11 protein-coding genes are annotated in these 13,646 nt (G+C 40.3%); 2 read left to right on the forward strand and 9 right to left on the reverse strand.

Annotated features, from left to right (window positions below; translation table 11 throughout):
• Positions 1-11: 11 nt before the first annotated feature.
• The 6 genes from BM192_RS19745 to BM192_RS19770 form a co-directional block, all read right to left on the reverse strand.
• On the reverse strand, positions 12-1,469 hold the full coding sequence (locus BM192_RS19745; protein WP_037442987.1) for a Gfo/Idh/MocA family protein: 1,458 nt from the start codon (positions 1,467-1,469) through the stop codon (positions 12-14).
• Between the two features lie 37 nt (positions 1,470-1,506).
• Positions 1,507-1,905, reverse strand: a complete 399-nt coding sequence (locus tag BM192_RS19750) for a c-type cytochrome (protein WP_037443040.1) — start codon at positions 1,903-1,905, stop codon at positions 1,507-1,509.
• Between the two features lie 113 nt (positions 1,906-2,018).
• Complete coding sequence (locus BM192_RS19755) at positions 2,019-3,080, reverse strand: sugar phosphate isomerase/epimerase family protein (RefSeq protein ID WP_037442985.1); 1,062 nt, start codon at positions 3,078-3,080, stop codon at positions 2,019-2,021.
• A gap of 4 nt (positions 3,081-3,084) precedes the next feature.
• Positions 3,085-4,245: a Gfo/Idh/MocA family protein gene (locus BM192_RS19760; RefSeq protein ID WP_037442983.1), complete on the reverse strand. Its 1,161-nt coding sequence runs from the start codon at positions 4,243-4,245 to the stop codon at positions 3,085-3,087.
• Positions 4,245-5,945 (reverse strand): GMC oxidoreductase, encoded by a 1,701-nt coding sequence (locus tag BM192_RS19765; protein ID WP_037442980.1) that lies wholly within the window; start codon positions 5,943-5,945, stop codon positions 4,245-4,247. The genes BM192_RS19760 and BM192_RS19765 overlap by 1 nt, the downstream gene beginning before the upstream one ends.
• Positions 5,946-5,964: 19 nt before the next feature.
• A complete protein-coding gene (locus BM192_RS19770) occupies positions 5,965-6,573 on the reverse strand; it encodes a gluconate 2-dehydrogenase subunit 3 family protein (RefSeq protein WP_037442978.1) in 609 nt (202 codons plus the stop codon).
• A gap of 277 nt (positions 6,574-6,850) precedes the next feature.
• Here BM192_RS19770 and BM192_RS19775 point away from each other — a divergent pair, with 277 nt between their 5' ends.
• Both BM192_RS19775 and BM192_RS19780 read left to right on the forward strand, forming a co-directional pair.
• On the forward strand, positions 6,851-7,798 hold the full coding sequence (locus tag BM192_RS19775; protein WP_037442976.1) for an NAD-dependent epimerase/dehydratase family protein: 948 nt from the start codon (positions 6,851-6,853) through the stop codon (positions 7,796-7,798).
• A 17-nt stretch (positions 7,799-7,815) separates the two neighbouring features.
• The gene (locus tag BM192_RS19780; protein WP_037442974.1) at positions 7,816-8,541 is read left to right on the forward strand and encodes a YebC/PmpR family DNA-binding transcriptional regulator; all 726 of its coding nucleotides are present in this window, start codon (positions 7,816-7,818) and stop codon (positions 8,539-8,541) included.
• 292 nt (positions 8,542-8,833) lie between these two features.
• Here BM192_RS19780 and BM192_RS19785 read toward each other — a convergent pair whose 3' ends face one another.
• The 3 genes from BM192_RS19785 to BM192_RS19800 all read right to left on the reverse strand — a co-directional run bounded on the left by BM192_RS19785 (position 8,834) and on the right by BM192_RS19800 (position 13,549).
• Positions 8,834-10,186, reverse strand: coding sequence for a serine hydrolase domain-containing protein (locus BM192_RS19785; protein WP_074964112.1), 1,353 nt, complete (start codon positions 10,184-10,186; stop codon positions 8,834-8,836).
• A 773-nt stretch (positions 10,187-10,959) separates the two neighbouring features.
• Complete coding sequence (locus BM192_RS19795) at positions 10,960-11,751, reverse strand: carboxylesterase family protein (RefSeq protein ID WP_074964114.1); 792 nt, start codon at positions 11,749-11,751, stop codon at positions 10,960-10,962.
• Between the two features lie 82 nt (positions 11,752-11,833).
• Positions 11,834-13,549: a RagB/SusD family nutrient uptake outer membrane protein gene (locus BM192_RS19800; protein ID WP_037437912.1), complete on the reverse strand. Its 1,716-nt coding sequence runs from the start codon at positions 13,547-13,549 to the stop codon at positions 11,834-11,836.
• Between the last annotated feature and the right edge of the window lie 97 nt (positions 13,550-13,646).

The following is a 13,646-nucleotide window of genomic DNA, read 5'->3' on the forward strand; positions in this document are numbered from 1 at the left end:
ATATTTTAAGATTAAACTCCTAATGACCAGCCTTTACGGTAGTCACGTTTTACAAATTGGTTAACAGCGTCAAAGTTGGTAACCTTCATTTGCTCATTATCCCATAATAATTTAATGTCACGACCTGGATAACTAGTTTTGCCCTGTGCATTTTTTACCTGCAGATCATTTGCACGAATTGCAAGATTTGCCATCAGTAAAGCTTCAGTAAGCGGACCTGCAATTTCGAAAGGAGAACTTAGTTCTTTCTTTCCATAACCAGCAATACAAGCTTCAACCCACTGCGCATAATGTCCATTTGCACCATCTTTTACTCTTGCGAATTTCTCCGGAACGCGGATATCTTTGTTGCGGCTTAATGGTAATAAACGTGGATCTGCACTATAAGTACTAGCCATCATCTTACCTTTTGTACCGATAAATAAAGTACCGTTTCCACCGTCGCCAAATACTTCATTTGCTTCCAGTTCTTCCGGTCTTGTAGGCTGAATACCACCGTCCATCCAGTGAACAGTAACATCACCTTTAGTTTTTTCAGTTTTAGGGAAAGTAAGCGTTACATGGCTTGACGGCGGGCAGCTGTCAGGGAAATAACCGCGTTTAAATTCATCAACATATACAGAGCCAACACTAGCCTGTACATCTTTTGCATATTTAAGACCTAGTGTACTGAATGGAGCTTCCAACAAATGACATCCCATATCGCCTAATGCACCGGTTCCGTAATCCCACCAACCTCTCCAGTTGAAAGGAACCAGTTTATCAACAAAATCTTTGTACGGTGCTGTATTTAGCCAAAGATCCCAATCCAGGGTAGATGGAATTTCTGCTTTATTTGCTGACCATGGAATACCCTGAGGCCAAACCGGTCTGTCAGTCCATGCATAAACTGTATGTACATCGCCGATAAGGCCAGCATCATACCATTCTTTCATTTGGCGTGGCCCATCGTTAGATGCACCTTGATTACCCATTTGAGTGACTACCTTAAACCTTTTAGCAAGCTCGGTGAGCTTCCTTGCTTCGTAGATATCGTGAGTAAGAGGTTTTTGTACATAAACATGTTTGTTTAACTGCATAGCTGCAGATGCAATTACCGCGTGACTGTGATCTGGTGTTGAAACACTAACAGCATCGAAGTTTTTATGTTCTTTGTCAAACATCTCACGATAGTCCTTGTAGAACTTAGCTTTCGGGAAGTTCTTTACAGAAGCAGCAGCACGTTTGGTATCTACATCGCATAAAAATCCAATATCAGCTTTTCCACTTTTGGCAAAAGCAGCAATATCAGATTGTCCTTTACCACCAGCACCTACACCTGCGACTATTAGTCTGTCACTTGGTGCTAAAAAGCCTTTTCCGCCCAGTACATGACGTGGAACAATCATAAATCCTGCACTGGCTACCGCCGCAGTTTTAAGAAAGGAACGTCTTCCTGAATCAGGTTTATTCTCAGTGTTTGTTTTCATATCTTTTTATATTTGGTTAGGGTAGGGATTGTTTAACTTATTTCTTCAATGACAAGATCCAGGTTACCATTTGTTTAGCATCATCTTTACTAACATTCGGGTGAGGAGTCATAGGAAGATCGCCCCATTTTCCCTTACTTCCATTGATTACAGATTCAGAAAGAATATCAATATTTTCATCATTTGACGCATACTTATCGGCAATATCTACATAAGCAGGGCCGATTACTTTTTGCGTTTTGTTATGGCAGCCGATGCAATCATTTTTTGCAATCAGTTTTTCTCCTGGCAAAACCGGGCCTGTTGTTTGCGCACTGACTGTAGCAGAAGGTTCTGCAGAAGTGCTTTGAGTAGTTTCTTTTGCGGAATCAGAGTTGCCGCCGCATGACGCTAAAGCCAGGCCGATAAAGCCAACAACTAATAATGTCTTTTTCATAATAGATTTTTTTATATTAAAGGTGTTAAGCTGTATACCAACATACAGTTTCAATTGTGTGTTTTAAAAAATAGATAAGTCTGCAAGGCAAAAACCTTGCAGACTATGAATAATTATTTAGAATCCAGACCTAATATCTGTCGGTTTACTGTTTCGTTTGCCCCGGTAGCGGCAAAATCGTCAAAAGCTCTGTCAGTAACAGGGATAATGTGTTTGGAGATGAATTCTGAGCCTTCTCTGGCGCCAGTTTCCGAATCCTTGATGCAGCATTCCCATTCCATTACTGCCCAGCCCTTGAAATCATATTGAGACAGTTTACTGAAAATTGTTTTAAAATCTACCTGTCCGTCTCCCGGAGATCTATATCTTCCGGCACGGTCAGCCCATCCCTGATATCCTCCGAATGTACCTTGTCTACCTGTTGGATTAAATTCTGCATCCTTTACGTGAAATGCTTTTATTCTTTCATGGTAGAAATCGATATACTGGATATAATCAAGTTGTTGTAACACAAAATGCGATGGATCATATAATAAGCAGGCGCGGGGATGATTATTTACTTTTTCAAGGAACATCTCATAAGTGATGCCGTCAAATAAATCTTCACCAGGGTGAATTTCATAGCAGACATCCACACCACACTGATCAAATTCGTTTAGAATAGGCAACCATCTTTTGGCCAGCTCTTTGAATCCTTCTTCAACCAGACCTTCAGGTCTTTGCGGCCATGGATGAAACATATGCCATAATAAAGATCCGCTAAATGTTGCGTGTGCATTCAATCCAAGATTTTGAGAAGCCTGAGCCGCATATTTCAATTGCTGAACTGCCCATTCCGTTCTGGCCTTAGGGTTGTTTTTCACACTATCCGGCGCAAACGCATCGAATACCTGATCGTAAGCAGGGTTTACTGCAACAAGCTGTCCTTGTAAATGGGTAGAAAGCTCTGTGATTTCCAGTCCAAAAGAATTTACTTTTCCTTTTAATTCATCTGCATAGGTCTTACTTTCAGCAGCCAGCTTAAGATCAATAAAACGGTTATCGAGGGTTGGCATTTGAATTCCTTTGAATCCTTTATCCTTTGCCCACTGACAAATCCCCTCAAGAGAATTGAAGGGAGCTTCATTACCAATAAACTGCGCCAGAAAAACTGCAGGTCCTTTAATTGTTGTCATTTCTTTATATTTTAAAATCAGACCATTTCTGATCCGACCCTGCCGAAGCAACTACATTTTCAATGAATGCCATTCCACGAACTCCTTCATCCACGCCCGGAAAATCAAGCATTTCAGGAGTCGGATTTTCACCTTTAATCTGCGCTTTGATTGTCAATGCAAAATTCCGGTAAAGATTAGCGAATGCCTCCAGGTATCCTTCAGGATGTCCAGATGGAGTTCTTGTATTAAATTGGGCAGCCGCCGATAAATAACCATTTCCTGTACGGTAAAGCTGCGTAGGCGCATCAAGCCACTTAACCTTTAAGGTATTTGGCTCTTCCTGATGCCATTCCAAACTCCCTTTTTCTCCGTATACTTTTATTTTAAGTGCGTTTTCTTCGCCTGCAGCAATCTGTGAAGCGATGAGTACACCATTCGCACCATTGTCGAATTTCAACAGAATGTTTCCGTCGTCATCCAGTGCACGGCCATCTACCACAATGTTAAGATCTGCACATATTTTCGTGATTTCCAGACCTGAAATATATTCCGCCAGCTGAGCTGCATGTGTACCAATATCACCCATACATCCGCTAATTCCGCTTTTTGAAGGGTCCGTACGCCACGCAGACTGCTTATTACCATCTTTCTCGGAAGGAAGACTAAGCCAGCCCTGAGGATATTCCACCATGATTTTTCGAATCTGACCAAATTCACCATCCTTTACCATTTGACGGGCCTGCTTAACCATTGGATAACCAGAGTAAGTATAGGTAAGACACAGAGTTAATCCAGTCTCTTTAACTTTTGTCTGAAGTTTTTTTGCTTCCTCAAGGGTTAGGGTTATTGGTTTATCAATCACCACATGAAACCCGTGCTCTAATGCAAGCATAGCAGGTGCGAAATGTGCAAAATTAGGCGTAACTATCGTTACAAAATGCATTCTTTCAGATTCCGGCAAAAGAGATTCTTTTTCAATCATCTCCTGATAAGAACCGTAATTTTTATGATCAGGCAGGAATAATTCCCTGCCTGATTCTTTTGCTGTTTCCGGATTAGAACTCAGTGCTCCGCAGCTCAATTCGATTAATCCGTCAATATTAGCGGCAATGCGGTGGACGGCACCAATAAAGGCATTTTTTCCCCCACCAATCATTCCCATTCTTAACTTTCCTACCGCCATTAAATATTTCCTTTTTTAAGTTCTGAAACTGCATAGTCTGCAGCTCTTGCTGTTAATGCCATAAATGTAAGTGACGGGTTCTGGCAAGCAATAGAAGGCATGCAAGAACCATCGGTTACAAATACGTTATTCACCTCATGCATCTGATTCCATTTATTCAATACAGATGTTTTAGGGTCATTACCCATTCTTGCAGTACCACATTCATGGATAGCCATTCCTGGAGTAGAACCTGCATCGTAAGTTTTAACATTTTTAAGACCAGCGGCTTCTAACATTTCAGCTGCGTCATTCATCATGTCTTTACGCATCTTCTGTTCATTTCCTTTAAACTCACAGTCAATTGCGAGTACAGGAAGACCCCATTTATCTTTTTTAGTTTTATCTATATAAACTCTGTTCTCATGGTATGGAAGAGATTCTCCAAAACCACCCAATCCCATTGTCCACACACCTGGTACAGTCATTTGATCTTTAAAGTCGCCACCAAAAGCTAATTCAGCAACATCTTTATGCCATCCGGTACGGCTTGCACCGCCCTGATAACCAAAACCTCTCAGGTAGTCACGTTTGTCGTTACCCATATTTTGGTAACGTGGAATATAAATACCATTCGCTCTTTTGCCATAAGTGTATTTATCGTCAAAACCTTCAGCCTCACCATTGGCTCCATTACGGAAATGGTGATCCATTAAGTTATGACCAAGTTCTCCACTTGCATTACCCAATCCGTTAGGATGTTCCGCAGAAGTAGAGTTCAACAGAATTTGCGTAGTACCTAAAGTAGAACCGTTAACAAAAACAATTTTCGCATAGAATTCAATATTTTCTTTGGTTTCCGAATCAACTACCATTACGCCTTTTGCTTTTTTGGATTCCTTATCATAAATGATATGATCAACCAGAGAGAAAGGGCGAAGTGTTAAATTACCTGTCGCTACTGCTGCAGGCAGGGTAGAAGATTGTGTGCTGAAATAGGCACCGAAAGGGCATCCTCTGGAACAAAGATTACGGTATTGACAGCTACCACGACCACCATGAGGAACCGTAAGGTTAGCTGTACGTCCGATCGTCATAATTCTGGACTTAGCCCATTTGTCCTCGATACGTTTTTTAACGGATTTCTCCACACAGTTCATTTCCATTGGAGGTAGGAACTGTCCGTCTGGCAGTGCTGGCCAGTTTTCATTTTGACCACTGATACCGGCAAAACGTTCTACATAGTCATACCATTGACTGATATCTTTAGAGCGGATAGGCCAGTCGGTACCATGACCGTCTTTTAAATTGTCTTCGAAATTCAGATCGCTGAAACGGTAACTTTGTCTTCCCCACATCAATGATTTACCACCTACATGAAAACCGCGGTACCAGTCAAATCGTTTAACCTCTGTATAAGGACAATCTAAATCGTCTACCCAGAAACTTTCATTAAACTCGGTATAAGGATAATCACGGGTTTGAACAGGGTGTCTTTTTTTCTGTTCTTCAGTTAGACGGCCACGGTGCTCAAATTCCCATGGCTTTTTCATCGCTGTAGTATAATCTTTTATATGTTCGACATTTCTGCCGCGTTCTAGCAACAATACTTTAAGACCTTTTTCGGTTAATTCTTTTGCTGCCCAGCCTCCACTAATTCCGGAACCGACAACAATAGCATCATATGTATTTTGTGCTTCTGCTTTTGTATTTAAATTCATTTCTAAGTTTCTAATAGGTTTAAACGTAAACTCTCTGACCAGGTTTCAAGTCCACACAACCGTCATAACGGCCAGGAATTTCCACATACTCGTAAGCCTTAGTAGCGCCAATTTCAGAAGTGAAATAGCCTAAAAGCGTCAGGTCTCTGGCCATAGCAAAGAAATTAGGATTTTTCTTCGGCTCTTTGTTAGCAGCTTTGTCTTTCTCTGCCTGCTCATTGTCTTTTTTAAGAGTTTCAATAGTTTCGTCCCTCAGTTTGCCAACAAGTTGTTTACGTTCTTCAGCTGAAATTTTCGCGAATGAATTATTGAACTCTTTTTTTGATCTGGCTTCCAGATCGTCCAATCCCTTTACAAAAACATCTTGAGCGTCTTTAGGGTAACACTCAGCCATCATCATGGAAATAAATGGCCCGACACCAGCAGCCTTTGCTCCAGGCGTCTTAGTCGTAGGAATAATAGTATCAGCCAGCTCGGTAATTACCAGATCCTGTTCTGAAGAAAAAAGACTTGCTCCTTTTTTATCAGAAGGTGGATTACAGCTGTCAAGAAATACTCCGATTGTAGTTGCAGATAATGCCCCTCCCATTAAAAAGGCAATGTTTTTTACTGCGTGTCTTCTATTCATACTTATAATTGGTTATTTTATGGTGTTTTTTGTACACTATCAACTTTTAAAAATAGAAAAAAAATATCCTTAGGACATAGAAATATACGATTTATTTCTGATATCATATTTTTGTTACATCCTATAATTATTCTAAATAAGCAGATAGTTCCAACGGATCAATATAGTGATATTTAGCACACCCATCTCTCATTTTTTTTAAGTATAGACTAAGATGCACAAACATTTATGAATAGGTTTCGATCAATTTTTTACCTTTGCCAAAATCAATTGATCAATGACTGAAAAAATACTGGTACTAGGCTCTAATGGGCAGATCGGAACTGAACTGGTTACTGCACTAAGGAATACTTATGGCGAATCAAATGTAGTTGCCTGTGATATCCGTCGTCCTGATTACGACATCAAAAACTCCGGACCATTCGAATTTGTGAACGTACTGGAAAAAGACACGCTAAACACTATATTCAATAAATATAAGCCTACGCAGGTCTATTTGCTTGCAGCATTGCTGTCGGCAACAGGAGAGCAAAATCCAAAACTGGCCTGGGATCTGAATATGAATGGCCTGCTCAATATCCTTGATCTGGCGATTGTGTACAAAACGGCTAAAGTTTACTGGCCAAGTTCAATCGCTGTTTTTGGGCCTAATTCACCCAAAGATAATACAGATCAGTTCTGTGTTATGGATCCGAATACAGTATATGGAATCAGTAAGCTTGCCGGTGAACGCTGGTGTGAATATTATCACCAGAAATTTGGTCTGGATGTGAGAAGTATCAGATATCCTGGCCTGATCAGCTGGAAAGCAGCGCCTGGTGGAGGGACAACAGATTACGCTATCCATATTTTTCATGACGCCCTTAAAAAGGGTAATTATGACTGTTTTCTTTCCGCGGAAACCGAATTGCCCATGCTCTACATGGATGACGCGATCAGAGGTACAATTCAATTGATGGACGCACCCGCGGATCAGATCTCTATCCGTTCAAGCTACAATTTTGCAGGCCTGAGTTTTACACCTGAGGTACTTGCATCGGAAATAAGAAAACACATTCCGGATTTTAAGTTGTCTTATACAGCCAATGATCCAAGACAACAGATTGCCGATAGTTGGCCGCGTTCCATTAATGATGAGATTGCCAAAAATGACTGGGGCTGGAAACCGGAATTCAATCTGTCAAAAATGACTGCCGATATGTTAACAAATTTGAAAAATAAATAACTCCAATATTATAGACAATGGGAAGAGCATTTGAGTTCAGAAAAGAGAGAAAATTTAAGCGTTGGGCGAAAATGGCGGTACAATTCACCCGAATTGGGAAAGAGATTGTAATGGCTGTTAAAGACAACGGACCAAACCCCGAAACCAACTCCCGTTTACGTACAGCTATTCAAAATTCCAAGGCAGTAAACATGCCTAAAGACAGGGTGGATGCTGCAATTAAAAGGGCTTCTAATAAAGATGAGAATGGCTACGAAGAGCACGTTTACGAAGGATATGCACAACATGGCGTTGCCATATTAATCGAAACAGCAACAGATAATACAAACCGGACAGTAGCTAATGTACGCAGTTACTTCAGTAAAACCGGCGGCTCATTAGGTAAAACTGGATCACTTGATTTTATTTTCAACAGGAAATCTATCTTCAGATTCCTACCTGGAGAAAAAGACCTCGAAGAATTGGAGTTTGAATTGATCGATGCGGGTCTGGAAGAATTGTATCTGGAGGCAGATGAAGAAGGTCAGGACATCGCTGTTGTTCAAACTGCCTTTGAGGATTTTGGTAAAATGCAGAAAGCGCTGGAAGACCTTGGACTGGAATTGAAAAGTGCCAAGTTGGAAAGAATCGCATTATCAACAAGCCCTATTTCTGAAGAGCAAGCGGTTGATGTTTTCAAATTGATTGACAAGCTGGAAGAGGATGATGATGTGCAGGCGGTTTACCATAACATGAGTGAGTAAATAGAAGTCAATGCCGGTGATCGGTAAATAAAAAAAGCAGATATGTTTTAATCGGGCTACAGCAAAGCTGTGAGGCCCTTTAAAACATATCTGCTTTTTTTATTTGAGTAATTCTCCAGGTAAGGCGATCAATGCGATTGTTTAAATTTCCTTTGGACGAAGTTAGAAAGGTTTTTTTTTGGATTGTTTTTAGGTGAACTGATTTTTTGATTAAAAACGACCTTTTTTTGGATTGCTTTGAGGTGAGCAGGGAGGAGATATGTTGGGAAGCGCCGTTTTAGGGATGGTTTTATTACATTTTTTGTCCGCTTCTGGTTTTACCGTTAACGGATATTTTTATTATGTAGGAATTAGTATGCTGTGCTTTTTCAAAGGTTATTTCGAAGTTTTCCTGTTCTTTCAGAAAGAAATGAGTGGCATCTGTGGCAGACATTTCTGCCCTCGGACCCTGTTTTGGATAGGCAACTAATGCACCTGCTTCAAGTTTAATCTCCAATTCTAAATTGGATTCTTTGATTTGATATGTTCCCAGATACTTTTTAAGCTGGTCTTCGTGTAATTTTACGGCATTTTTTGCATGAGGCAGCGTGTAGGGCTGCTTATAAAGGATTGCTACGATCATTTTAGTGATATTGTCCAGGCCAGGCGTTTCGGTATTGTCGAGGAGTATGATGCAAATATTATCATCAATGATTCTTGCCAGATTACTTCTGAAACCCCAGAAACCGCCACTGTGTGAAACTATCCGTTTATTATAAAGGGAATCAACAGTCCAACCATAGCCGTAATTATGAAATTTATTCGGGCTATACATTTTCTCCGCCATGGCTTTGCTGATTAATCGGTTAGCATTAAGCGCTTCATGCCATTTAAAAAGATCCCCGACGGTAGAATAAATTGAACCCGCTGCGTATAGAACGGTAGAATCGGCAATTGGAGCTACTTTAGTATAATCTTTTCCAGAATCGGAATAATAACCGGTTGCTTTTACAGAGTCATTTAAATTTGCATAGTCGAAACCACTATTTGCCATATCTAAGGGTTTGAAAATGTAGGCGCGTATGGCCTGATCATATCTCATCTTAGTGATTTTCTCAATAATATAACCTAACAACATATATCCTGAATTCGAATATTTCCAATCTGTGCCCGGCTGAAAGTCAAGCTTTTTATCCTTAAAAAGCGAAAGCATTGTTTTCTGATCCGCAGGTTTGCTCGCTGCATTGTACATAAAGTCCGCATTTTGCACATAGTCATAGACTCCAGAGGTGTGTGTAAGCAGGTTTTCAATGCTAATGCTGTCAGCGTGTGGGAAGTCGGGGAAGTACTTACTTAATCTGTCATCCAGCGAAAGCAGTTTAAGTTCCGAAAGTTTCAGAATCATCACAGAAGTGAAGGTTTTTGTAATGGATGCTGTCAAATAGACTGTTTTTTCGTCATTAAATGTTTGCTTCTGGATGTCCTTTACTCCATATCCCTTTTTCAGCAATATCTTACCTTGTTTTGAGACTAGAACAGAACCGTTAAATTCCTTAATACTTGCGTAGGCAGTTATCAATTCATCTATTTTTTGAGTATCGGTTTGCGCCATTGCCATATCTGAAAACGTTATTAACAGATATATTATCCCAATTATATTTTTCATAAAATTTCATCTATCCTGATGGTTATCATTTTCTTGAACAAGAATAAACTATCCAGAGGAATCCACCAGAGAAATGTGACCAAACTATTTAAAAAAGGGACGGAAACCCTGAACAGAAAGCTCTTCGCCATCTAGATTATCCCCTTGGAAGATTCAAAAATTAAAAACAATACTGTTTTAACTATCCCCATTGTAATATGGACCGAGCTGGAATAGGAATTATAACCTGTTAAATAAAAAAGTCTTTATGTTTTAAAGGGCCTCACAGCTCTGCTGTAGCCCAATTAAAACATAAAGACTTTTTTATTTAAATGACTAACCTTTTTCAGCCTAGCCACACAAAACATCATGGATTCCCTCGGAGCATTCAATTCGTTAGACCCGCCCAACCAGAAGAAGTTGCTGAATTAGTAGGGTTTCTAGTCTCACGGCGTGCAGGCTACCTGGCCATAACCGAATTTATCGTAAACCGAGGCACAATTCCAACCACATAAAAAATAAACATTTATCTAATAGCAAACCGAGGCACAATCCCAATTACATAAAAATAAATACTTATCTAATAGCAAATTATATATGCCTGTCCTGGAACCCTAACAAAATCCACCACTATTTAACCGATACATAGATTCGTCTCCAAATCCGGACAAACCCTGTCAAAGAACCAACCCGTTGATAAACCCAAAATAAAAAAGTCTTTATGTTTTAAAGGGCCTCACAGCTCTGCTGTAGCCCGATTAAAACATAAAGACTTTTTTATTTTGTAGAAAAATCTATCTGGTTTTCTGATGACTGAACAACCATGCTAACAGCTCCGGTTCAGCAAACGCACTATCCCAACTATTATGATTGGCTTCCGGATAAACCGTAAATTTAACTTCTTTACCTATAATTTTAAGCTGGTTGGCGATAGATTTTGAAAATGCAGGATTGACAACATCATCTTTACTACCATGGAAAATCCATAGCGGAACATTCTTATATTTTTCGACATTAGCCACATTGTCGCCCCCACAAATACTGAATGCTGCGGCAAACGTTTTCGGTTTACGTCTCAGGATTTCATAGGTACCCATTCCACCCATAGAAAGACCACCGACATAAACCTGATTTAGGTTCACGTATGGTTTTTTTAGTGTTTGATTTACTAATCCAAGCAGGGCGTGCATAGATTTTGTCGGTTTTCCGCCCTTTTGGAAGTCAAATCTTTCGTTAGACCCCGTTGGGGCAATGATAACATTAGACCAATAGCTGCTTTGGGCACATTGCGGAAAGATAATTATTGCTGGAAAGTTCTTTCTAACCTCTGATTTTAAAAATAGATTGCCACCGTGTGTTAGCTGGCTGCTATTATCACTTCCTCTTTCACCCGATCCATGAAGGAAAAATAAAACAGGATATTTTTTGGCGGGGTCAAAGTTCTCCGGCATGAGAATTCTGTAGGCCAGTGTATCCTTACCTTCTGTATAGATTTCCTTTTCATATTTACTAAATTCCTGAGCCTGACAGCTTATGCTAAAAAGCAGGGATATGATAAAGCAGGCGAAGCTATGGAAGTATTTCATCGGAGCTAAATTTAAAAGACCCGCCTGTTTACCAGACGGGTCTTTGCAAAAATAAGAATTAATTAGAATTTAATATCGGGTTTTAATAACCTGTACTTTGTTTAAGCACTCCACCACTACGGTCAATTTGTTGCTGAGGGATTGGGAAGTGCGTATCACGTGCTTCAATGGTTAAACCTTTCAAATAGTTAAAGTAGCCACCTTCGAAGCCAAAATAGCTTTCCAGTGTTTCTTTAGCAATACCCCAACGTACCAGATCATAGAAACGGTGTCCTTCCATGGCTAACTCCAGTCTGCGCTCGAAACGAACTGCATTTCTTGCATAGGTTGGGTTAGGGAATGAAGTATACTGTCCAACTTTGTAGTTCGCTGCAGGTGCACCACCAATAGTTTTTCCCGGAAGAAGTGCAGCGCGGGCGCGTACCGCATTAACCAATGTCATAGCTCTGCCCAGATCACCCGTTTCAACTGCACATTCTGCAGCCATCAGGTAAACGTCGGCTAAACGAATCAGGTTTACATTCAAACCTGTAATGTTCGTATTACCAGGACCTGTACCACTTGCAATTTGTGCCGCTTCAATCGTGTTTTTGTAATTTACGAAAGGTCCGCCATTTGACGCATCACGAATCCATGAGTCACCAGCCATAATACCCCAGTCACGGAAAGGAACCCCTCTTCTGCCCATAGTATAATCAATCCTTGGATCAAGCGCCAGTGTTTGGTCTACCTTGTAAGCTGCTTTTTGAGCTGCCGTTAAACCAAAGTCAGATTTGTAAGGGTTGGTTCTATAAGAACCGTCCAGTAAAGGAAGTCCGTTAGCATCAACTTTATAGGCACTAGCCAGATCAACAGAAGGTTGAAAAAATCCACAGCAGGCGATTGGTAAACCATTTCCATAAGGGAAGTTCAGCATATCACCTACATTACCATTTTCACCACCAGTACCATCTGTACCAACAGAGTGTTGAACCGTAACGATTGATTCCGGTCCGTTTTCTTTAGTGATATCAAAGTTATCAGTGAAAGCGAGCGTATTTAATGCCGGTTTGGCAAGAATTACAGCATTCAGTTGCGCATAAGCCTCAGGAAATTTCTTTTGATAAAGTAATACCTTACCTAAGTATGCCTGTGCTGAGTACTTGTCCATGCGGCCAATTTCACCTTTTGGTTTAGCTGTTCCAAGGTTTGCAACTGCAAATTCAAGATCGGCCTGAATTTCAGGATAAATATCCTTGTCATTCGGAACAGTAGGTGTTGTTGTAGTCTCAGAGATATAAGGTACATCTTTGAATGCACGTACCAGGAAGAAATAATAGTGAGCGCGCAATAAACGTGCTTCAGCCTGAATTTCTTTTTCTCTCTCTGCACCAAACTTAGTACCACCGTTACCGGCTTGCAGCGAAGTCAGAATCTTCAGCGTGTTATTTGCCCGTTGGATGCCTTCAAAACATCTGTTCCACATATTCTCCAGATTATCATTAACGCTGGTAGGCGAGTGTTGCTCAAGCGCATTCATTTCTGGCTGATCCCCGTTACTGGATCCTTTATGGGCGTTATCAGAAGTAACTTCTCCGAGTATCCATTGACTTGGACCGGCTCCGTAGTTTCCCCAGGTACCATCTATGTTTCCATTGAGTAGACCATAAGTACCGATCAGTAAACCTTCAACACCGTCCTGGCTGGTTAGCTGTTCTTCGGTTAATTCTCCCTGCGGTTTTTTATCCAGAAAGTCCTTCGAACAGGAAAGTATACTGAATAATAATATGGTGACTGCTATATATTTTAAGTTTTTCATCAGAATATATTATTTGATATTAATTTAATAAAGTGTTTATGAGCTATTTTTTTCAATCTGCCTATATCCATTTTATCTGATTTGATTGTTTAGTTAT

Source organism: Pedobacter antarcticus (assembly GCF_900112985.1).
Lineage (GTDB): Bacteria > Bacteroidota > Bacteroidia > Sphingobacteriales > Sphingobacteriaceae > Pedobacter > Pedobacter antarcticus.

What these genes read in the sequence shown, in the direction of transcription:
- BM192_RS19745 (WP_037442987.1), bottom strand. Translation starts at nt 1,469, where the DNA reads ATGAAAACAAACACTGAGAATAAACCTGATTCAGGAAGACGTTCCTTT.
- BM192_RS19750 (WP_037443040.1), bottom strand. Translation starts at nt 1,905, where the DNA reads ATGAAAAAGACATTATTAGTTGTTGGCTTTATCGGCCTGGCTTTAGCG.
- BM192_RS19755 (WP_037442985.1), bottom strand. Translation starts at nt 3,080, where the DNA reads ATGACAACAATTAAAGGACCTGCAGTTTTTCTGGCGCAGTTTATTGGT.
- BM192_RS19760 (WP_037442983.1), bottom strand. Translation starts at nt 4,245, where the DNA reads ATGGCGGTAGGAAAGTTAAGAATGGGAATGATTGGTGGGGGAAAAAAT.
- BM192_RS19765 (WP_037442980.1), bottom strand. Translation starts at nt 5,945, where the DNA reads ATGAATTTAAATACAAAAGCAGAAGCACAAAATACATATGATGCTATT.
- BM192_RS19770 (WP_037442978.1), bottom strand. Translation starts at nt 6,573, where the DNA reads ATGAATAGAAGACACGCAGTAAAAAACATTGCCTTTTTAATGGGAGGG.
- BM192_RS19775 (WP_037442976.1), top strand. Translation starts at nt 6,851, where the DNA reads ATGACTGAAAAAATACTGGTACTAGGCTCTAATGGGCAGATCGGAACT.
- BM192_RS19780 (WP_037442974.1), top strand. Translation starts at nt 7,816, where the DNA reads ATGGGAAGAGCATTTGAGTTCAGAAAAGAGAGAAAATTTAAGCGTTGG.
- BM192_RS19785 (WP_074964112.1), bottom strand. Translation starts at nt 10,186, where the DNA reads ATGAAAAATATAATTGGGATAATATATCTGTTAATAACGTTTTCAGAT.
- BM192_RS19795 (WP_074964114.1), bottom strand. Translation starts at nt 11,751, where the DNA reads ATGAAATACTTCCATAGCTTCGCCTGCTTTATCATATCCCTGCTTTTT.
- BM192_RS19800 (WP_037437912.1), bottom strand. Translation starts at nt 13,549, where the DNA reads ATGAAAAACTTAAAATATATAGCAGTCACCATATTATTATTCAGTATA.